Here is a 19,160-nt window from a genome sequence, read left to right as displayed (position 1 = left end):
TGTCTTCATCGTCCCCCGCAGGCGGACGGTGCCCCCAGGCCACGACCCCGGCGAGACAGCCGCGAGGTTCGTCGCGCAGTGGGTGCGGCTCACCGACGCGATCACGGACCGACGCCGATCGCGCGCCGGTCCCTCGACCTGTCCGTGCTCGACCGGACCGGGCGCCGCACCGCCCGGCGCGCACCGCGGGTGCTGCGGGCGGCCGCGGCTCCCGCCCACGCCCGACAGCACCGGCAGGCGCGGTAAGCGTGGGCCGGAAGCCGGAGTGAACAGCCCAAACCCTCCCCGCGGTGCGTGCGGCCTTTCTAGACTCGGGGTATGACAGCGCTGCGAATCTCCGACGAGCCGGTCGACCACTCGAAGATCGAGAAGCGGGCACCGTCGGTGGCTCAGCTCTTCCTCGACCGAATTGCGGCCAGCCCCGGCACGGAGGCGTTCCGGTTCCCGAAGGACGACGGGTGGGAGAGCGTGACCTGGCAGCAGGTCGGTGACCGCGTCCGTCTGCTGGCGGCCGGGTTGATCGCGCTCGGCATCGAGCCCGAGGACCGGATCGCGCTGGCGTCGTCGACCCGGTACGAGTGGGTGATCGTCGACCTCGCGGTGATGTGCGCGGGCGCTGCGACCACGACGGTCTACCCCACCACCAAGGCTCCCGACGTCGGGTTCATCGTGTCCAACTCGGGCAGCCGCGTGGTCGTCGCCGAGGACAGGACACAGGTCGACAAGCTCGTCGAGCAGCGTGCACAGCTACCGGACGTGCAGCAGGTGGTCGTGATCGACGGCCCCGGCGACGGGAACTGGGTGATCACCCTGGCCGACCTCGAGGAGCGCGGTCGGCAGCTGATCGCGGAGTCGCCGAACGTCGTCGAGGACCGGGTCCGGGAGATCCGGCCGGATCACCTCGCCACCCTCATCTACACGTCCGGCACCACCGGCAAGCCGAAGGGCGTGCGGCTGCCGCACTCGGCGTGGACGTACACCGCCGCCGCTGTCGATGCCCTCGGCATTCTCGGTCCGGACGACCTGCAGTACCTGTGGTTGCCCCTGTCGCACGTGTTCGGCAAGGTGCTGCTGAGCCTGCCCCTGCAGGTGGGCATGCCCACCGCCATCGACGGCCGGGTCGAGAAGATCGTGGAGAACCTCGCCGTGGTGCAGCCGACCTTCATGGGCGCGGCGCCACGCGTGTTCGAGAAGGCCCACGCGCGCATCGAGGCGATGATGGCGGAGGAGGGCGGCGCCAAGAAGAAGATCTTCGACTGGGCCGTGGGGGTCGGAACACGGGTCTCGAAGGCCAAGCAGGAGGACCGCAACCCGTCGCCGCTGGACCGGCTGCAGTACAAGCTCGCCGACAAGCTCGTCTTCACCAAGATCCGGGAGCGGTTCGGCGGCCGGCTGCGGTTCTTCGTCTCCGGGTCCGCTCCGCTGGACCGCGACGTCGCACAGTGGTTCGATGCCGTCGGCATCATCGTCCTCGAAGGCTACGGACTGTCGGAGACCTCCGCCGCGTCGTTCCTCAACCGGCCGCTCGCGTACCGTTTCGGCACGGTCGGCTGGCCCTTCCCGGAGACCGAGGTCAAGATCGCGGAGGACGGGGAGATCCTCATCAAGGGTCCCGGTGTGATGAGCGGTTACCACGATCGTCCCGACGCGGACGCCGAGGCGTTCGAGGACGACGGCTGGTTCCACACCGGGGACATCGGCGAGGTCGACTCCGACGGGTTCCTGCGGATCACCGACCGCAAGAAGGACATGTTCAAGACGTCACAGGGCAAGTACGTCGCGCCGTCCGCCATCGCCGCGACCTTCAAGGGTCTGTGCCCCTATGCGAGCGAGATCATCGTCCACGGCGAGGGCCAGCCGTACTGCGTGGCCCTGGTGGGCCTCGATCCCGAGGCGATCCACGAGTGGGCCGAGAAGAACGGCCTGGGCGGCAAGTCGTTCGAGGAGATCGCGCACGACGAGAAGACCCGCGACCTGATCGGCGGCTATATCGATCAGCTCAACGATCAGCTCAACCGGTGGGAGCAGGTCAAGAAGTTCACCATCATCGACCGCGAGCTGTCGGTGGAGGCCGGGGACCTCACGCCGAGCATGAAGCTGCGTCGCAAGATCGTCATCGACAACTTCTCCGACCGGCTCAGCGGGTTGTACGGATGAGCGGCCTATCCTCGGTGGCATGACGAGTAGTGCGCGACCGAGTTTCCCCCAGTACGTCGGATACCTGTTCGGCCGCACGCTCCCCGACTCCCTTCGGGACTGGGTCCGCAACGACCTCGTCGGCCCCGGCGCGACGGTGCGGTACCTCGTGCGGTTCACCCTGCCGATCGTGCCGTTCCTCGCGCTGTTCCTGCTCATCCCCGGGCCGGTGTGGGTGCCGCTGGCGATGATGGCGCTGCTGTTCATCCCCCTGGTGTACTTCGCGATCGCCCTGATGCAGATCTGGCGGCGGCACCGTCTGGAGCAGCACGGTCTGGACCCGAACCTGCTCGGCGAGAAGGCGCGCGTGCGGGCCGATCGCGAACGCGACGAGTACGAGCGGCGATTCGGGCGCTGATCCGGCACAGATCGAGCCGAGCGGGAGGTTCCGCCGCCGAACGGGTGGTTTCCGTCGATCTCACTCGCACGTCGGCGCGACAACCGCCCGCTCGCCGCGAGTTCCCCCGCTTCGGCGGCTCGGCTAGGACAGGACCTCGACGAGGGTGGTCGCCGAATCACCCGTCATGTACTGCTCGACGCTGTCGAGGTGCCTGCGCCAGAATGCTTGTGCCGCTTCGGAATCGCCTTCGCGCAGCAGTGTGACGAGCTTGCGGTTGGCGCGCAACGCCACCGCCGCCTCGGGACGATCCGCCGCATCGGCGCGCGTGGAGAGATACAGCGCGTTGTGGGCGTCCATGATGTCGAGCAGCATCCCCGCGAGGGCCGCCATCGTCTGGTTGCCGGCCAGTTCCATCACCGCCCGGTGCACCTCGGTGTCGTACCTGGCGAAGGCCGCGGGGTCGCCGAGGAGGCCCTCGCCCCGCTCGACCAGTTCGGCGAGCGTGTCGATCCGCCCGGCCGGGGCGGCGGCGAGCAGGCCGACGCCGTCCACCTCGAGTTCGGTGCGGGCGCGGTACACGTCGGCGAGCGGGACTCCCCGGTACTGCAGCAGCAGGCCGGTGTAGCGGGCGGCGGTCGAGCCGTCCGGTGCCTGCACGCGGGCGCCGCCGTGGGCGCCGCGCAGGACGGTGATGATGCCTTCCGACTCCAGGATGCGGAAGGCCTCCCGCAGCGTGGGACGGGAAACGCCGAAGCGTTCCATGAGCGCGGCCTCGTTCGGCAACGGCTCGCCGGCGTGCAGTTCCCCGGTGATGATCTGCCGGCGCAGGCTCGCGGCGATCAGCTCACCTGCCTTGGGCACGCGAACAACCGTCGAGCTTCCGTCGAGTGGCATTTGACCGTCCTGTGTGCGAAATCCATCCCAGCCCCGATGGCTCTTAGGATACAAGAATCTACCCGTTTGGAACTCAAACAGGCAGATGATCTGCCGGTATCCGCCCCGCGCCGACCGGACGGCGTTCTCCTACTACTCTCGGCGACATGAGCGAACCCTCCACCCACGACGTTCCGGCCACCGCCGACCTCGCCGACGAGATCGGCCCCGACATCCGCAGCTGCGACACGCAGTTCATCCAGTTCGGCGGCCACGAGGTCTTCGCCGGCCGGATCACCACCATCCGCTGCTTCCAGGACAACCTGCTCGTCAAGCAGACCCTGAGCGAGCCCGGCAACGGCGGTGTCCTCGTCGTCGACGGCGACGCCAGCGTGCACACCGCTCTCGTCGGCGACATCATCGCCGGCCGCGGCGTCGACAACGGCTGGGCCGGTGTCGTCGTCAACGGCGCGGTCCGGGACTCGGCGATCCTGCGCACCCTGGGGATCGGCATCAAGGCACTCGGCACCAACCCGCGCAAGAGCACCCAGACGGGGTCCGGCGAGAAGAACGTGCCGGTGGAGTTCGGCGGCGTCACCTTCAACCCCGGCGAGATGCTCTACAGCGACCACGACGGCATCGTCGTCCGCGCCGAGAACTGACCGGGGGCCGGCATGCTCATGGCGCTGCGTACGGCGCGGACATTTCTTCGCGCCCGCAAGGCGGATCCGGTCCGGCCGCACGAGACGGTGCACACTCCGTTCCGCGTGGCCGTCGCCGACCTCGACGCGGCGATGCACATGAACAACGGCCGGTACCTCACCATTCTCGACCTCGGCCGGTTCGAGTTGTTCGTCCGCACCGGACTCTGGCAGGCCCTCCGCCGACACCGGTGGCAGACGGTCGTCGTCGTCCAGACGGCGACCTACCACCGGTCGCTGCGGCATCGGCAGCAGTTCGACGTGGCGACCCGCCTCCTCGGTACCGACGCCAGGAACCTGTACGTCGAACAGCACGTGACGGTGGACGGGGCGAGCAGTGCCCGGGCCGTGATCGGACTCCGCGTGCTCGATCGCGACGGCCGCTCCGTCCCGCCGGACACCGTCGCGCAGGCGTTCCCCGCCCTCACCGACCTGCCCGACCTGCCCGCCTGGGTGCACGACTGGTCGCAGAACGTCCGCGCGGCGCACGCCTCCTGAGGTCGCGCCACACCGGGATGGTGGCGCGGTCCGGCGACAGTGCCCACACTGGAGGAATCACGGCCGCACGCGCGGCCCGCGACCTCAGGAGGCCCTCATGGGCGAGAACAACCCGTTCGGATTCGACCCGGAGGACCTCGACCGTGTCTTCCGCGACGCCGGGGAGGGGCTGCGCGATCTGGCCGCCAAGATCGGCCGGCTCGTCGAGCAACCGGACGCCGGAATCCCGTGGGCGAGCATCTTCCCCGACCTCGCGGGCGCACCCCGCACCCGCCCGGCACCGCCCACCGCCGGCGAGACCGGCGACGGTGTGTGGGTGATCTACACGCTCGACGACGACGGGACCGCCCGCGTCGAGCAGGTCTTCCCCACCGAACTCGAGGCGCTGCGCGCGCACAAGAACAACACCGACCCGCGCCGATCGGTGCGCTTCCTGCCGTACGGCGTCACCGCCGGGATCCTGGACCGGCGCGAGGAGAAGGACCACGGGGACAAGGACACGGACGAGACCGGCTGACAACACATCCGGGACGGCGTCCGTCTCCCGCACCCGGGCATCGGCTGCCGGCCGGTCCGGTGCGGCGAGGTCGACCGAAAACGGGTGCGCCCCGGCCCGTATGCGCGCACACTGATAACCAGGAGGTCGTCATGCGAGCGCTGAAGGGCCTGCTCAATGCGGTGCTGGGGATCCTCACGGCCGTGCTCGGCGCGGTGGTGGGACTCCTCGCGGCGGTGGTGTGGCTCGTCGGCGGGGTGCTGTGCGTGACGATCATCCTGATTCCGCTGGGCATTCCCGTCATGAGGCTCGCGCACCGCCTGTTCGCCCTCGGCAAGCAGGTGCGGCAGCTCCCCTGAAAATCGCAGGGGTTCGAGGATTCCGGAGACGGCAGCTGTAGTCGTACCGCCGTCACCTCGGGGCTCACGCCCCCGACGTCACGCGCGCGGCGGCGGTCCCGATCTCCACGACGTCCCCGACGTGCAGCTGCCGCCCACGCCGCACCTCCACCTCGCCGTTGACGCTGACGAGCCCCTCGGCGATCACTTCCTTCGCCTCGGCGCCGGACTCGATCAGGCTCGCCAGCTTGAGGAATTGACCGAGCCGGATGGACTCGTCGCGGATGGGCACCTCGAACACGTCGGACATGGGGCCAGTCTCTCACCGGGCCGACAGCTACCCGCCCGCCCGGGCCCGTTCTCCCGCACACTGGACGGGTGAGCCGCCCCGGTATCGTCTGGTTCCGCCGCGACCTGCGGCTGCGGGACCTGCCCACCCTGCTGTCCGTCGCCGACTCCACCGACCGTGCTCTCGCACTGTTCGTGCTCGACGAATCGCTGCTGCGTCCCTCCGGGTCCCCGCGCCGCACCTTCCTGATGCGGTGCCTGCGCACCCTCGACGAGGATCTCGGCGGACGTCTGCTCGTCACCCAAGGCGACCCCGCCACGGTCGTCCCGGCGCTGGCCCGGGAGCTCGACGCCGACGCGGTGCACGTCAGTGCCGACCACGGGCCCTACGGCACCCGCCGCGACGAGGCCGTCGAGCGGGCGCTCGGCGACGTCCCGCTGCTGCGCACCGGCTCGCCCTACGCCGTCGCGCCCGGACGCATCCGCAAGGCCGACGACACCCCCTACAAGGTGTTCACCCCCTTCCAGCGGGCGTGGCACGAACACGGCTGGCGCGCACCCGCCGCCACCGACGCCGGCACCGTCGAGTGGATCGACCCCGGCGATCTCGACGCGCGCGTAGCGATCCCCGCCGACGACGATCTCGACGGCACCACGCTGCCACCCGCCGGGGAAGCCGCCGCGCTGCACCGCTGGCACGAGTTCCGCGACGACGACCTGCCGCACTACGACACCGACCGGGACCGGCCCGACCTCGATCGCACCAGCCGCCTCTCGCCGTACCTGAAATTCGGGTGCATCCATCCGCGCACCCTCCTGCACGACGTGCGCTCCGACCGCAGCGCGGGCGCGAACCGCCTGCGCAGCGAACTGGCCTGGCGCGACTTCTACGCGGACGTGCTGCACCACCGGCCCGACACGGCCCGCCGCAACTACAACCGCCGCTTCGACGACATCGCCTACGACAGCGGACCCGACGCCGAACGCAACTTCGCCGCATGGCAGCAGGGCCGGACCGGCTTCCCCATCGTCGACGCGGGCATGCGGCAGCTGCTCGCTGAGGGCTGGATGCACAACCGGCTCCGCATGATCGTCGCGTCCTTCCTCGCCAAGGACCTGCATCTGCCGTGGTGGTGGGGTGCCCGGCACTTCATGGACCGGCTCGTCGACGGCGACCTGGCCTCGAACCAGCACGGGTGGCAGTGGACCGCCGGCAGCGGAACCGACGCCGCGCCCTACTTCCGGGTGTTCAACCCGATCACGCAGGGGGAAAAGTTCGATCCGACGGGTGAATACGTGCGCCGCTGGGTACCCGAGCTGCGAGGTGTGAACGGCAAACGCGTGCACCGGCTCCCGGACGGTCCGCCGGACGGGTACCCGGAGCCGATCGTCGACCACGCCCACGAGAGACAGGTAGCGCTCGACCGGTACGGGCGGATCGCCGGAAAAGGCTGACCCATCCGGGTCGCGCGCTACTCCGAATACCGAGGGGACGGAACGCCCGTCCCGGACGGACAACCGAGAGGAACACCACCGTGCGAGAACTCGTCGAGACAGCGTTCATGGCAATCCACACTCCTCTGGTGAACGCCTACACCATCCTGATCAACATGATCCCCAGCTGATTCCGCGGCGGCGCCGGGGTCGCTCCCGGCGCCCGCTTCCGCGAACCCGGACCAGGCGGAGGAAGGCACGATGGGCATCACGTATTCGAGCGTCGTCGACGCGCCGCGCGACGACGTCTTCGACTGGCACAGCCGACCGGGCGCGATCATGCGTCTGCTCCCCCCGTGGCAGCCGCTGCGGGTGATCTCCGAGGCCGAGTCCCTGAAGTCGGGCCGGGCCGTGCTCGGCCTGCCCGGCGGACTGCGCTGGGTCGCCGAACACCAGGCCGACGCCTACGACCCGCCGGCGCGGTTCGTCGACAGCGTCGGCCGCGACGGGCTCACCTCACTGCCCGCCGGACTGGTGATGCCGTGGCGGCACGAGCACACCTTCGAGGCGCTCGGCTCCCGTCGCACCCGGGTCGTCGACCGAGTCGACACGCCCGTCCCGGAGTCGCTGCTGAAGCAGACCTTCTACTACCGGCACCGCCAGCTCGCCGACGACCTCGCCGCCCATCAGTGGTCGCACGAGCAGGGAGTGCGACCCGCGACGGTCGCCGTCACCGGATCGTCGGGTCTCGTGGGCACCGCGCTGTGCGCCTACCTGAGCACCGGCGGCTACCGGGTCGTCCGGCTCGTGCGCGGCGAACCGCGCGGCGACGACGAACGTCGCTGGGATCCGGACTCGCCCGCGCCCGACCTGCTCGAGGGCATCGACGCCGTCGTCCACCTCGCCGGCGCCTCGATCGCCGGGCGCTTCAACGCCGCCCACAAGGCCGCCGTCCGGGACAGCCGGATCCGGCCCACGCGGCTGCTGGCCGAACTCGCGGCACGCACCCCCAACGGACCGGCGACGTTCGTGTCCGCGTCGGCGATCGGGCTCTACGGCTACGACCGCGGCGACGAACCGCTCGCCGAGGACGCGCAACGGGGGTCCGGGTTCCTCGCCGACGTAGTCGCCGACTGGGAGGCCGCCACCGCCCCTGCCGCCTCCGGCGGACTGCGGGTGGTGCTGGTGCGGACCGGGATCGTGCAGACCCCGCGCGGCGGACCGCTGCAACTCCTGCGCCCGTTGTTCGAGGCCGGCCTCGGTGGCCGGCTCGGCAGCGGCCGGCAGTGGCTGTCGTGGATCGACCTCGACGACCTGCTCGACGTCTACCACCGGGCCCTTGCCGATCCGAGGGTGAAGGGTCCGATCAATGCCGTTGCGCCCGAACCGGTTCGCAACGACGAATACACCCGCACGCTCGCGCGGGTACTGCACCGGCCGGCGCTGTTGCCGGTGCCGGGGTTCGGGCCCCGGCTGCTGCTCGGCGACGAGGGCGCGCGGGAGGTCGCCACCGCCGATCAGTTCGTGGTTCCGCAGTGCCTGGTCGATCACGGACATCGGTTCCGCCGGCCGAAGCTCGAAGCCTGCCTGCGACACCAGCTCGGACACATCGTGGAGAACGAATGAACACCCCTGTGTTGCGCATCCTCGTCACCGGGGCCACCGGCTACATCGGGGGCCGGCTCGCGCCGCTGCTTGTCGACGCGGGCCACCGGGTGCGGGTCCTGGCCCGCACCCCGGACAAGCTGCGGGACGTGCCGTGGGCCGGCGACGTCGAGATCGTGCGCGGTGACCTGACCGATCCGCAGTCCCTAGCCGTCGCCTGCCGGGACGTCGACGTCCTGTACTACCTGGTGCATTCGATGGGTGGGCGCGGGGAGTTCATCGACACCGAGCGCGCGGAAGCCGAGAACGTCGCCGCCGCTGCCCGCGCGGCCGGGGTGCGGCGCATCGTGTATCTCGGTGGGCTGCATCCGGACACGGCCGACCTCTCCACCCATCTGCGGTCCCGGGAGCAGGTCGGCCGGATCCTCGTCGAATCCGGGGTGCCCACCCTGGTGCTGCAGGCCGGGGTGGTGATCGGTTCGGGCTCCGCGTCGTTCGAGATGATCCGGCACCTGAGCAACCGCCTGCCCTTGATGACCACCCCGAAGTGGGTGAACAACAAGATCCAGCCCATCGCGGTGCGCGACGTACTGCACTACCTGGTGGGCGCGGCCACCGCTCCGCTCCCCCGCAGCCGCACCTACGACATCGGCGGCCCGGACGTGCTGCGCTACGGCGAGATGATGCAGGTGTACGCCGAGGTCGCGGGTCTGCGCCGGCGGCGCATCCTGGTGCTGCCCGTGCTCACCCCGAAGCTCGCCGGGTTGTGGATCGGGCTGGTCACCCCGATCCCACCGTCGCTGGGCCGGGCGCTGATCGAATCGCTGAGCAACGACGCGGTGGTCTCCGAACACGACATCGACGACGTGATCCCGCCGCCGCCCGGCGGACTGACCGGCTATCGCGAGGCGGTCCGGCTGGCGCTACGCAAGATCGAACGCGGCGACGTCGAAACCACCTGGGCGAGTGCGTCACCCGTCGGCGCACCGGCCGAACCGCTGCCGTCCGATCCGCACTGGGCCGGCGAGGTGGTCTTCGTCGACGAACGCTGCATCGACTGCGACACCGACGCCGGCACGGTGTGGGAGGTCGTCGAGAGCATCGGCGGCGAGAACGGCTGGTACTCCTTCCCCCTCGCCTGGACGATCCGCGGATGGCTCGACCGCTTCGCCGGCGGCGTCGGTCTGTCCCGGGGACGCCGCAATCCGCGCACCCTGCACACCGGGGACGCGCTGGACTTCTGGCGCGTCGAGCGCCTCGAGCGACCCACCCTGCTGCGGCTGCGGGCCGAGATGCGGGCGCCGGGCGGGGCCTGGCTCGAGTGGCGTATCGAACCGCTCGATCCGGGCCGGGCCCGGCTGCACCAGCGGGCGATCTTCTTCCCGAAGGGGCTTGCGGGACGGGTCTACTGGTACGCGCTCGTGCCGTTCCACGGCATCATCTTCAAGGGCATGCTCGAGAACATCGCCGGCGCCGCGCACCGCGCCGCCCGCGATCCGGCACGCACCCCGTCTGCCGGCGACCCGATGTCACATCCGGTCGATTCGATCGACGCAATGTGACATTGGGTCGCGGCGGGCGGGCGCGGCGGACTGACGGTCGCGGCGGGCGTCAGTCGCGGGTGGTCGCGCGTCGCTCGTCGGCTTCCCGTTGCGCGACGCCCTCGGCGGACTCGGCGAACTCCGGGGTGTCGAACACCTCGCCGCCTAGGGGGTCCTGCGGGCGGGCACCGTGGTCGATTTCGACCCGTCCGGTGTCGGCGTCGACGCTGACCGAACGGGCCGGCAGCTCGTGCACGGCGACGACGAGCGGTGCGCGGGTCTCCGGCGCTGCGGCGCCGTTTCCGTTGGTGTCGAGGCCGGCGAGCGTCGCGGAGATGCCCCGCCGGTGGGGGGCGCCGTGGCCGCCCGGGGCGGGCGTCGCCGCGCTCACCGCAATCTGGAGGTACCGGGGCGCGGTCGCCACCTCGTAGCGGAACGCCTTGAGCATCGACACGCAGGCCAGCACCATGACGATCGAGAACGGCACCGCCGTTGCGATGGATGCGGTCTGCAGCGCGGTCAGCGATCCGCTGCCGCCGACGAGCAGCAGCACCGCCGCCGCGATCCCTTCGAGCACCGCCCAGTAGACGCGCGTGATCCTCGGGGTCTCGAGGTTGCCGCCGGTGGCGAGGATGTCGATCACGAGCGAACCCGAGTCCGAGGATGTCACGAAGAAGAACACGACCACGAGGATCGCGAGCAGGCTCGTCACCACGGCCAGCGGAAGGCCGTCGAGGAGGACGAACAGCGAGGTGTCGGTGTCCACGGTGCCGTCCGCGGCGAGCATGGTGCCCTCGTCGCGCTGCCGCAGGATTCCGGAGTCGCCGAAGATCGTGAACCACAGCGACGCGACGAACGTGGGGGCGAGCAGAACACCGAAGACGAACTCCCGGATCGTGCGGCCGCGGGAGATGCGGGCGATGAACATGCCGACGAACGGCGCCCAGCTCATCCACCAGCCCCAGTAGAAGATCGTCCACGCGCCCGACCAGCCGTCCTCGGCGAACGGTGCGGTGCGCAGCATCAGCTCCGGCAGGGCCTGCGCGTAGCCGCCGAGGTTCTGCACCCACGACTGCAGCAGGAACAGCGTCGGCCCCAGCAGCAGGACGAACACCGCAAGCGAGGCCGCCAGCACCATGTTGATGTTGGACAGCCATTTCAGGCCGCGCGAGACGCCGGAGACCACCGAGAAGGTCGCCAGGCCCGTCACCCCGACGATCAGCCCGACGGTGAGCCAGTTGTTCGTCTCGACCCAGCCCAGGTAGTCGAGGCCCGCCGAGATCTGCTGGACGCCGAAGCCGAGAGAGGTGGCGACGCCGAAGAGGGTGCCGACGATCGCGATCGTGTCGATCGCGTGCCCGATCGGTCCCTCGACGCGGGCGCGTCCGAGGAGCGGTTCGAGCAGCCAGCGCACCGACAGCGGCCGGCCCTTGCGGTACGTCATGTAGGCCAGACCGAGGCCGACGACGACGTAGATCGCCCACGCGTGCAGACCCCAGTGGAACATGGTCAGTTCCATCGCCTGATTGGCGGCGGCGTCCGTCGAACCGGGGATCCGGCCTGCCTGCGGGGGATCGACGTAGTGCGAGAGTGGTTCGGCGACACCGTAGAACACCAGGCCGATGCCCATGCCGGCGCTGAAGAGCATCGCGAACCAGGACAGCATTCCGAACTCGGGTTGTTCGTCGTCGCGGCCGAGTTTGATGTTGCCGACGCGGCTGAGGCCGCAGTACAGGGCGAAGATCACGAATCCGGTGGCGATCAGGATGTACCACCAGCCGACGCCGTCGGTGATGGCACGGTTGAGCGCGTCGACCGCCCCCTCGGCCGATCCCGCGTAGACGACCGCGAACACGATCATCCCGAGGATCACGAGCGAGGCGGGAACGAAGACGGGCTTGAGCAAACCCCGCCATGCGTCGCGGATCATCTTCACCAGCTCCTCGTGTCGCGACGAGCCGGGTCCGACGATCGGAAGGCTCGTCCACGTCGCGAATCGAACCTAACAGAGCCGGGGCGTGCCCGGGGGAACGCATCCGGGCTCCGGCGCCGCCCGCGCGCGACCGAATGTCACATGCGATCGATGGAACCGACGCAATGTGACATTCGGCCGGGCAGGCGGGGCCGGGGTGAGTCCGCTACGCGCAGAACACCGTTCACACGGTGCAGAGCGGCTTGATCTCCTGTAGGCCCTCCGTGGTGGGCGAGGTGAGCATGAGGCAGCTGTTGTAGCCCTGCTGCTCGACCACCGACCGGATCTGTTGCCACGCGGCGGCGTCGACCACCGGTGACCGGGACAGGACGAACCCGGAAACCCGGGTCGGATCCCCCACGAGCGCCCACGAGTAGTCGTCCGCGAGGTAGCCGACGATGTAGTTGCTCGGCCCGTCCAGGGAATCCTGGGTCGGCACGCCGGGGAAGCTCACATGCAAGGAGGCGGTGTCGTTCACTCGCGCGTTGCCGACGATTCCGCGCCGCTCACCGGTGACGGTGGTGCACGAGTTCTCCACCCGCACGTTGCGCTCGTCGATCAGCGTGTAGTTCGCGGTGGTGTCGAGCACGCAGTCGAGATTGAAGGGCGCGGGATTGGCGGCCAGTTGATACCAGGTGCCCATGTACCGGTTCACGTCCAGCTCCGCCACCGGGGTGAGCGGAGCTGCCTGCGCCGGTGCCGCCGTGAGGGCGGCGCCCGCGGCGGCCAGAGCGGCCGCCGCGAGGCCTCGGATCGTTCGTCTCACGTCACTCCTCGGGTGCTACCGGGTCACTGCTGCGGCGCCGGCGGCATCAGGACGGTGTCGATGAGGTAGACGGTCGCATTGGCCGTCTTCACACCGCCACAGATGACGTTGGCGTCGTTGACCTTCCATTCCTCGCCTTCACCGGTCACCTCGACGGTACCGCCCTGGACCGTGGTCTGGGTGCCTTCGATGTCCGACGGCGGGATCTGACCCGGCACCACGTGGTAGGTGAGGATGCTGGTGAGGGTGGCCGTGTCGGTCTTCAGGCTCTCGATGGTGGCCGGATCGATCTTGGCGAAGGCGTCGTCGACCGGCGCGAACACGGTGAACTCGCCACCGTTGAGCGTGTCGACCAGGTTCACCTCGGGGTTGAGCTGACCCGACACCGCTGCGGTCAGGGTCGTGAGCTCCGGGTTGTTCGACGCAGCGACGGCCACCGGCTCCTGCGCCATACCCTCGATCGAGCCCGGCCCGGTCGGTACCGCGGCCGCGTAGGCGTCACAGCCCGGGCCGACGAGGCCCGACGCCATGGCGTCCTCGGAGGTGGTCGGCGACATCGCCGACGTGGCGTTCTCCATCGCCGACGTGGCCGACGTCGCCGTCGAGGAACCGGAGTCGTCGGACGAGCACGCCGCGACACCCATCATTGCCATCGCGCCGATTCCGACTGCCGCCAAGCTCTTTCGCGTGTTGATAACCATGGCCCTCTTCCCTTCGGTGTCGTGATCCGTGCGACCACGTCGGTCAGGTGTGTCATCTGCCATTCGGCACGGCCGGGAGGGCGGATGGGTGGGTGTGGAGAATTTTTTTCGACCCATCCGATTCGGGCCACGCTCCGAACACCGGGCATGGAGATCGCATCGAACCGGCCCCGCGCTCACGTGCTGGTTCTCCCGGGCGGCAAGCCGGTCAGCACATCCGCCGCCCGGCCGTGGCACCTGTCCGCGTTGCGGATGACATTGCTGACCGAGTCCCTGCGTTCCCGGCTGAGCATGTACGACATCACCGTCGGCCAGGTGCACTACACCTACCGCGGCTGGAACGGGGACCGGATGAGTCCCGTCCACGATGCACTGCACGCCCTCGACGAGGTGCGCCGGCGGCGCGGCGACGTCCGGATCGGGCTCGTGGGTCACTCCATGGGCGGACGGGTCGCGGCCCACCTCGCGGCCCAGCCGGGTGTCGGGGCTGTCGTCGCGCTGGCACCGTGGTGGCCCGAGGACGACGGCGCGCTCGTCCCGCCCGAGCGCCGGCTCCTGGTCGTGCACGGCACCGCCGACACGCGGTGCGACCCGCGCGTGAGCGCGGTGCAGACGGCCCAGGCCCGCGGGCGCGGCGTCGACGCCCAGTTCCGGCCGCTGGCGGGCGGCGGTCACTTCCTGCTCACCAAGCCGGGCTGGTGGCATGCGGTCACCGCCGAGTTCCTGCGGGAATCCCTGGCCCCGGCCGGCCGGCCCACCGGAGGTGACCATGTCTGACGTCCCACGCGCTGCAGCCCTCCGGATGCCCCGGAGGTGATCGCGGTGCTCGATTCGACCCTTGCCCCGCCCCCCGGCCCCGGCCGCCGGGACGGTCCGCCGGCGGATGGCTTGAGCCGCCCGAATCGCCCGACTAGGCTTTCGCTCGATGAGCGGACAGAGCCGATGACCGGCGTCGGCGGACGTACCGACACACTCGACGCGTTGCTCGCGCGCGTAGCGGCGCAGGATGCGGCTGCATTCGCCGAGTTCTACGACCTGACCCGTGCCCGGGTGTACGGCATGATCCTGCGGGTCCTGCGCGATCCCGGCTACAGCGAGGAGACCGCGCAGGAGGTCTACCTGCAGGTCTGGCGGTCGGCCTCCGGGTTCGACGCCGCGCAGGGTTCGGCGCTGTCCTGGCTGATCACCCTGGCGCACCGCCGCGCCGTCGACCGGGTGCGGTCCGAACAGTCCGGGGCCGACCGCGAGGCCCGCTACGGCGCGAGCAACGTCGACTCGGCGTTCGACGTCGTCAGCGAGGAGGCGGCCCGGCGCGAGGATCGGCAGCAGGTCACCCACTGTCTGGGCACACTGACCGATCTGCAGCGGCGGTCCGTCGAACTGGCCTACTACGGCGGCCTGACGTACCGCGAAGTGTCCGAACAACTTTCGGTCACGCTACCGACCGTAAAATCGAGAATCCGCGACGGACTACTCCGTCTACGCAAATGTCTGGGGGCGCAGGGCGATGAGGAGTGAGGCCCGGCCCGGTTTCGGCGATTCCGACCGCGAACTGATCGACCTCGCGGTCGTGTATGCGCTCGATGCGGTATCCGACGCCGAGCGCCGCGACATCGAGGCCCGGGTGGCCGGAGCCGATCCCGAAGTGGTGACGGCGTTCGACCGGGAGACGGCGGCCGTGCGGGAGACGATGGCGGTCGTGTCGGCGTCGACGGCCTCCGAGCCGCCTGCACGTCTGCGTGAGCGCCTGCTCGACGCGGTCGCGGCCGAGTCCGGTCCGCCTGCCGCACCGGTCTCGCTGGACGAGCGGCGCAACCGGCGACGTAACTTCCTGCTCACCGCGGCGGCCGCGATCCTGATCGCCGTGGGTGGATTCGCCGTTGTGACCCAGCTGCAGGAGAAGACCGCGACCACTTCGGAGCAGGTGTTCGCGGCGGAGGACGTGCGCACCACCTCGGGTGAGATCGAAGGCGGCGGAGTCGCCACGGTGGTGTACTCGAAGGAAGCCGACGCCGGTGTTCTGGTGATGAACAACGTGACACCGCCCGCCGAGGGCAGTGTCTACCAGATGTGGCTGATCACCCCCGAAGGCCCGGAATCCGCGGGCATCATGGACGCCGAGGCGGTGGCGCCGTCCACCACGGCCGTCCTCGAGGGTGTCGGGCATTCGACCGCGCTGGCCTTCAGCGTCGAACCGCCGGGTGGGTCGACGCAACCGACGCAGATCTTCGCACAGTTGCCGCTGGGCTGACCCGCCGGACGGACCTGTCCGCCGCGGTGCGGCAGGTCGACGCAGCCGCGGTGCGGCAGGTTAACGCAGCCGCGGTGAGGCAGGTCGACACAGCCGCGGTGCGGCAGGTCAACGCTGTGCCGATCGGACCAGTTCGATCAGAAGGGAGCGCAGGGTGCCGGGGTCGGATACCACCGCGGTCGGTTGCGCATCGGTGCGTTCGAGTTCGATCATCGCCCGGTACAGCTCGTTCCCCGACTCGGTGATCTGCACACGCATGCGCCGCTCGTCGGCGGGATCGACGGTGCGCGTGACGAGGCCGGACCGCTCGAGGTGCTCGACGGTCCGGCTCATCGTCTGGTCGGTCACCCGGCAGGCCCGGGCCATCTCCCGCTGGGAGCGGGGTCCGTCCGCGATCGTGTGCAGGGCGACCAGGCCGGCGTGGGTGAGGCCGTGCGCGCGCAGAGTCGATTCCCAGGCCTGTTCCACGAGCCGGGCGGCCGTGGACAGCAGCCGGCCGGTCGGCCAGCTCTCGAGATCGTCGCTCATGAGATACCTTTTCACTATTGTTCAGCTAGCTGAGTAATTTGGGCTCGGCGTAGTCGCATTCTCCTGGAGGAAGATTGAACACCGTCACCGCGCCGGCTCGTTCACCTCGCCGCATCCGCTGGCTGCTGCCCGCGCTGCTGCTCATCGCGTGGCTCGCGATCGCGGGCGCCGGCGGCCCCTTCGCCGGCAAGCTCAGCGAGGTCCAGCAGAACGACAACAGCTCCTTCCTCCCGGCGTCCGCGGAATCCACCCGGGCGGGCGAACTCTATGCGGACTTCACCGACACCCGGTTCGTGCCCGCGATCGTCGTCGCCGAACGCCCGTCCGGCATCACCCCCGACGACCTCGCCTACCTCGCGGGAGCGTCCGCCGGCCCGCCGCCGGTTCCGTCGCAGGACGGTCAGGCCGCACGGCTGATCGTGCCCGTCGACAGCACCGGAGAGGTCGGCGAGGCCGTCGACGAGTTGCGCGCGGAGCTCGCGAACCCACCCGAGGGGCTGACGGTCCTCGTCACCGGACCCGCCGGGCAGATCGCGGACCTGACGACGGCATTCGAGGGCATCGACGGCCTGCTGCTGCTGGTCGCCGGCGGCGTGGTCCTGCTGATCCTCGTCGTCGTCTACCGCAGTCCGCTGCTGCCGTTCGTGGTGATCCTCTCGGCGGTGTTCGCCCTCGCACTGGCGAGCCTGCTGGTGTACCTGCTGGCCGACGCCGGCATCATCGCCCTCAACGGACAGAGCCAGGGCATCCTGTTCATCCTCGTCTTCGGTGCCGCGACCGACTACGCGCTGCTCCTGGTGTCCCGATACCGCGAGGAACTGCGCCTCGAGCAGGACCGGTTCGCCGCGATGCGCACCGCGTGGCGGGCGACGCTGGAGCCCATCGCGGCGTCGGCGGGCACCGTCATCGCCGGCGTGCTGTGCCTGCTGCTGTCCGACCTGAACTCCAACCGCGGCCTCGGCCCCGTCGCCGCGATCGGCATCGTCGCCTCGTTCGTCGCCTCCATGACCTTCCTGCCGTCCGCGCTCGTGCTGCTCGGCCGCGCCGCGTTCTGGCCCAAGCGGCCCACCGTCGACCCCGACGCCGATCGCGACGACCTCGCCTCGGCGCACCGGTTCTGGAGCGCCCTCGCCCGGAAGGTCGGCGCCCACCCGCGCCGGATCTGGGTCGTGTCGAGCATCGTGCTCGTCGGCTTCGCGATGCTGCTGCCCCAGTTCGAGGCCGACGGCGTCGCGCAGTCCGAGATCTTCCTGCTCGAGACCGAGTCCGTGACCGGCCAGGAGGTGCTCGGCAGGCACTTCGATGCGGGCACCGGATCGCCCGCGGTGATCATCACCCGTGAGTCCGCGGCGGGCGACGTCGCCGCCGCCGCCCGCATCGAGGGCGTCACCGAGGTGGTACCGGTGACCGGGCCGGACGGCGCGACGACCGTCGTCGACGGCCGCGTCGCGCTGCAGGCGACCCTGTCGGACCCGGCCGACTCGCTGGCCGCCGAGGACACCGTCGAACGCATCCGCGACGCGGTGGCCGGGATCCCGAACGCCGAGGCGCTGGTCGGCGGCAACTCGGCGGTGGACCTGGACACCAAGAACACCGCCACCCGCGACCGCACGGTCATCATTCCCGTCGTCGTCGCCGTGGTGCTGCTGATCCTCGTCCTGCTCCTGCGCGCGATCGTCGCCCCGGTGCTGCTGATGCTGACGGTCGTCGTGTCCTTCGCCGCCACCCTCGGGGTGTCGTCGCTGGTCTTCGACCACCTGCTCGGGTTCCCCGGCGCCGACCCGGTGGTGCCGCTGTTCGGCTTCGTCTTCCTCGTCGCGCTGGGTATCGACTACAACATCTTCCTGATGACGCGGGTGCGGGAGGAGAGCGCGCGCGTGGGCACCCGGCGTGGCACGCTGCGGGCCCTGACCGTGACCGGTGGTGTGATCACCTCGGCGGGCATCGTCCTGGCCGCGACGTTCTCGGCACTGGCGGTGATCCCGCTGCTGTTCCTCGCCCAGATCGCGTTCATCGTCGCGTTCGGCGTGCTGCTCGACGCCCTGCTGGTCCGGTCGCTGCTCGTTCCCGCCCTGACCATCGACATCGGCAAGCGGGTGTGGTGGCCGAGCGCGCTCTCCCGCCGCGAACCCGAGAACCCCGGCTAGACGGACCCGGCTAGACGGACCCGGGTTGCCGCCCGTCGTCGTGCTCGGGTGGAATCGGAGCGGGCGCGGTGCGGAACCCGGGGGATCCCCTCCGGCCGTATCGCCGGACCGAGAAGGAGACAGATCGATGCAGATCCAGCTCAACAAGGACAGCCACATCCAGATCGACGACGACATCGCCGACCGCCTCGAGAGCGAGCTCGCGTCCGCGGTCGAGCGGTTCGCCGACCGGATCACCCGGCTCGAGATCCACCTCAGCGACGAGAACGCCGGGAAGTTCGGCACCACGGACAAGCGGTGCCTCCTCGAGGCCCGCATCGCGGGTCAGCAACCGATCGTCGTCACCCACAACGCCGGCTCGGTGAAGGAAGCGTTCGACGGTGCCGTCCACCGCCTGCGCAGCCTGCTCGATTCCAAGCTCGGCCGCTCGAGCGACCACAAGGGCGGTCCCTCCATCCGCCACATGGGCGTCGAGGAGTAACCGG

Annotated in this window: 20 protein-coding genes; 14 read left to right on the top strand and 6 right to left on the bottom strand. The window is 70.1% G+C overall.

Features of this window, described 5'->3' with window-relative positions:
- The first annotated feature begins 318 nt into the window (after positions 1–318).
- Both F1734_RS02495 and F1734_RS02490 read left to right on the top strand, forming a co-directional pair.
- Positions 319–2,157: an AMP-dependent synthetase/ligase gene (locus tag F1734_RS02495; protein WP_203011319.1), complete on the top strand. Its 1,839-nt coding sequence runs from the start codon at positions 319–321 to the stop codon at positions 2,155–2,157.
- A 19-nt stretch (positions 2,158–2,176) separates the two neighbouring features.
- Positions 2,177–2,554 (top strand): DUF5313 family protein, encoded by a 378-nt coding sequence (locus tag F1734_RS02490; RefSeq protein WP_064066384.1) that lies wholly within the window; start codon positions 2,177–2,179, stop codon positions 2,552–2,554.
- Positions 2,555–2,677: 123 nt separating this feature from the next.
- On the opposite strand, the gene F1734_RS02485 is transcribed toward F1734_RS02490, so the two are convergent.
- Positions 2,678–3,430: a FadR/GntR family transcriptional regulator gene (locus F1734_RS02485; RefSeq protein WP_026137856.1), complete on the bottom strand. Its 753-nt coding sequence runs from the start codon at positions 3,428–3,430 to the stop codon at positions 2,678–2,680.
- A 146-nt stretch (positions 3,431–3,576) separates the two neighbouring features.
- Between F1734_RS02485 and rraA the strand changes: the two genes are divergently transcribed.
- From rraA to F1734_RS02465, 4 genes are all read left to right on the top strand, one after another.
- Entirely contained in the window at positions 3,577–4,071 is a 495-nt protein-coding gene (gene rraA, locus F1734_RS02480; protein ID WP_010595520.1) for a ribonuclease E activity regulator RraA, read from the top strand.
- A gap of 12 nt (positions 4,072–4,083) precedes the next feature.
- Entirely contained in the window at positions 4,084–4,608 is a 525-nt protein-coding gene (locus F1734_RS02475) for an acyl-CoA thioesterase (protein WP_010595519.1), read from the top strand.
- Positions 4,609–4,705: 97 nt separating this feature from the next.
- Positions 4,706–5,125 carry a hypothetical protein gene (locus tag F1734_RS02470; protein WP_010595518.1) on the top strand — a complete coding sequence of 140 codons (420 nt, stop codon included), beginning with the start codon at positions 4,706–4,708 and terminating at the stop codon, positions 5,123–5,125.
- A 131-nt stretch (positions 5,126–5,256) separates the two neighbouring features.
- Positions 5,257–5,463: a hypothetical protein gene (locus F1734_RS02465; RefSeq protein ID WP_010595517.1), complete on the top strand. Its 207-nt coding sequence runs from the start codon at positions 5,257–5,259 to the stop codon at positions 5,461–5,463.
- Between the two features lie 64 nt (positions 5,464–5,527).
- On the opposite strand, the gene F1734_RS02460 is transcribed toward F1734_RS02465, so the two are convergent.
- Positions 5,528–5,752: an RNA-binding S4 domain-containing protein gene (locus tag F1734_RS02460; protein ID WP_010595516.1), complete on the bottom strand. Its 225-nt coding sequence runs from the start codon at positions 5,750–5,752 to the stop codon at positions 5,528–5,530.
- 68 nt (positions 5,753–5,820) lie between these two features.
- On the opposite strand from F1734_RS02460, the gene F1734_RS02455 reads away from it, so the two are divergent.
- From F1734_RS02455 to F1734_RS02445, 3 genes are all read left to right on the top strand, one after another.
- The gene (locus F1734_RS02455; protein ID WP_203011318.1) at positions 5,821–7,185 is read left to right on the top strand and encodes a cryptochrome/photolyase family protein; all 1,365 of its coding nucleotides are present in this window, start codon (positions 5,821–5,823) and stop codon (positions 7,183–7,185) included.
- A 240-nt stretch (positions 7,186–7,425) separates the two neighbouring features.
- On the top strand, positions 7,426–8,790 hold the full coding sequence (locus F1734_RS02450; protein WP_203011317.1) for a TIGR01777 family oxidoreductase: 1,365 nt from the start codon (positions 7,426–7,428) through the stop codon (positions 8,788–8,790).
- Positions 8,787–10,331: an SDR family oxidoreductase gene (locus F1734_RS02445; RefSeq protein WP_203011316.1), complete on the top strand. Its 1,545-nt coding sequence runs from the start codon at positions 8,787–8,789 to the stop codon at positions 10,329–10,331. The genes F1734_RS02450 and F1734_RS02445 overlap by 4 nt, the downstream gene beginning before the upstream one ends.
- A gap of 49 nt (positions 10,332–10,380) precedes the next feature.
- Here the strand turns inward: F1734_RS02445 and F1734_RS02440 are convergent, their stop codons facing one another.
- The 3 genes from F1734_RS02440 to F1734_RS02430 form a co-directional block, all read right to left on the bottom strand.
- Positions 10,381–12,240, bottom strand: coding sequence for a BCCT family transporter (locus tag F1734_RS02440; protein WP_043805608.1), 1,860 nt, complete (start codon positions 12,238–12,240; stop codon positions 10,381–10,383).
- 226 nt (positions 12,241–12,466) lie between these two features.
- Positions 12,467–13,048 (bottom strand): lipocalin family protein, encoded by a 582-nt coding sequence (locus tag F1734_RS02435; protein WP_010595511.1) that lies wholly within the window; start codon positions 13,046–13,048, stop codon positions 12,467–12,469.
- 23 nt (positions 13,049–13,071) lie between these two features.
- On the bottom strand, positions 13,072–13,695 hold the full coding sequence (locus tag F1734_RS02430; RefSeq protein WP_228287136.1) for a fasciclin domain-containing protein: 624 nt from the start codon (positions 13,693–13,695) through the stop codon (positions 13,072–13,074).
- Positions 13,696–13,896: 201 nt separating this feature from the next.
- Here F1734_RS02430 and F1734_RS02425 point away from each other — a divergent pair, with 201 nt between their 5' ends.
- The 3 genes from F1734_RS02425 to F1734_RS02415 all read left to right on the top strand — a co-directional run bounded on the left by F1734_RS02425 (position 13,897) and on the right by F1734_RS02415 (position 16,000).
- Entirely contained in the window at positions 13,897–14,526 is a 630-nt protein-coding gene (locus F1734_RS02425) for a dienelactone hydrolase family protein (RefSeq protein WP_040273153.1), read from the top strand.
- 165 nt (positions 14,527–14,691) lie between these two features.
- Positions 14,692–15,267 carry an ECF RNA polymerase sigma factor SigK gene (sigK, locus tag F1734_RS02420; RefSeq protein WP_203011769.1) on the top strand — a complete coding sequence of 192 codons (576 nt, stop codon included), beginning with the start codon at positions 14,692–14,694 and terminating at the stop codon, positions 15,265–15,267.
- Positions 15,257–16,000, top strand: coding sequence for an anti-sigma factor (locus F1734_RS02415; protein ID WP_010595506.1), 744 nt, complete (start codon positions 15,257–15,259; stop codon positions 15,998–16,000). The genes sigK and F1734_RS02415 overlap by 11 nt, the downstream gene beginning before the upstream one ends.
- Positions 16,001–16,108: 108 nt before the next feature.
- Here F1734_RS02415 and F1734_RS02410 read toward each other — a convergent pair whose 3' ends face one another.
- Positions 16,109–16,528 (bottom strand): MarR family winged helix-turn-helix transcriptional regulator, encoded by a 420-nt coding sequence (locus tag F1734_RS02410; RefSeq protein ID WP_040273150.1) that lies wholly within the window; start codon positions 16,526–16,528, stop codon positions 16,109–16,111.
- Between the two features lie 74 nt (positions 16,529–16,602).
- Here F1734_RS02410 and F1734_RS02405 point away from each other — a divergent pair, with 74 nt between their 5' ends.
- Together F1734_RS02405 and F1734_RS02400 are read left to right on the top strand one after the other, a co-directional pair.
- On the top strand, positions 16,603–18,675 hold the full coding sequence (locus F1734_RS02405) for an MMPL family transporter (protein WP_017681115.1): 2,073 nt from the start codon (positions 16,603–16,605) through the stop codon (positions 18,673–18,675).
- Positions 18,676–18,802: 127 nt separating this feature from the next.
- Positions 18,803–19,156 carry an HPF/RaiA family ribosome-associated protein gene (locus F1734_RS02400; protein WP_010595503.1) on the top strand — a complete coding sequence of 118 codons (354 nt, stop codon included), beginning with the start codon at positions 18,803–18,805 and terminating at the stop codon, positions 19,154–19,156.
- The last annotated feature ends 4 nt before the right edge of the window (positions 19,157–19,160 follow it).

This window comes from Rhodococcus ruber, assembly GCF_016804345.1.
Lineage (GTDB): Bacteria > Actinomycetota > Actinomycetes > Mycobacteriales > Mycobacteriaceae > Rhodococcus > Rhodococcus ruber.
This window is presented reverse-complemented; position numbering and strand designations above follow the sequence as displayed.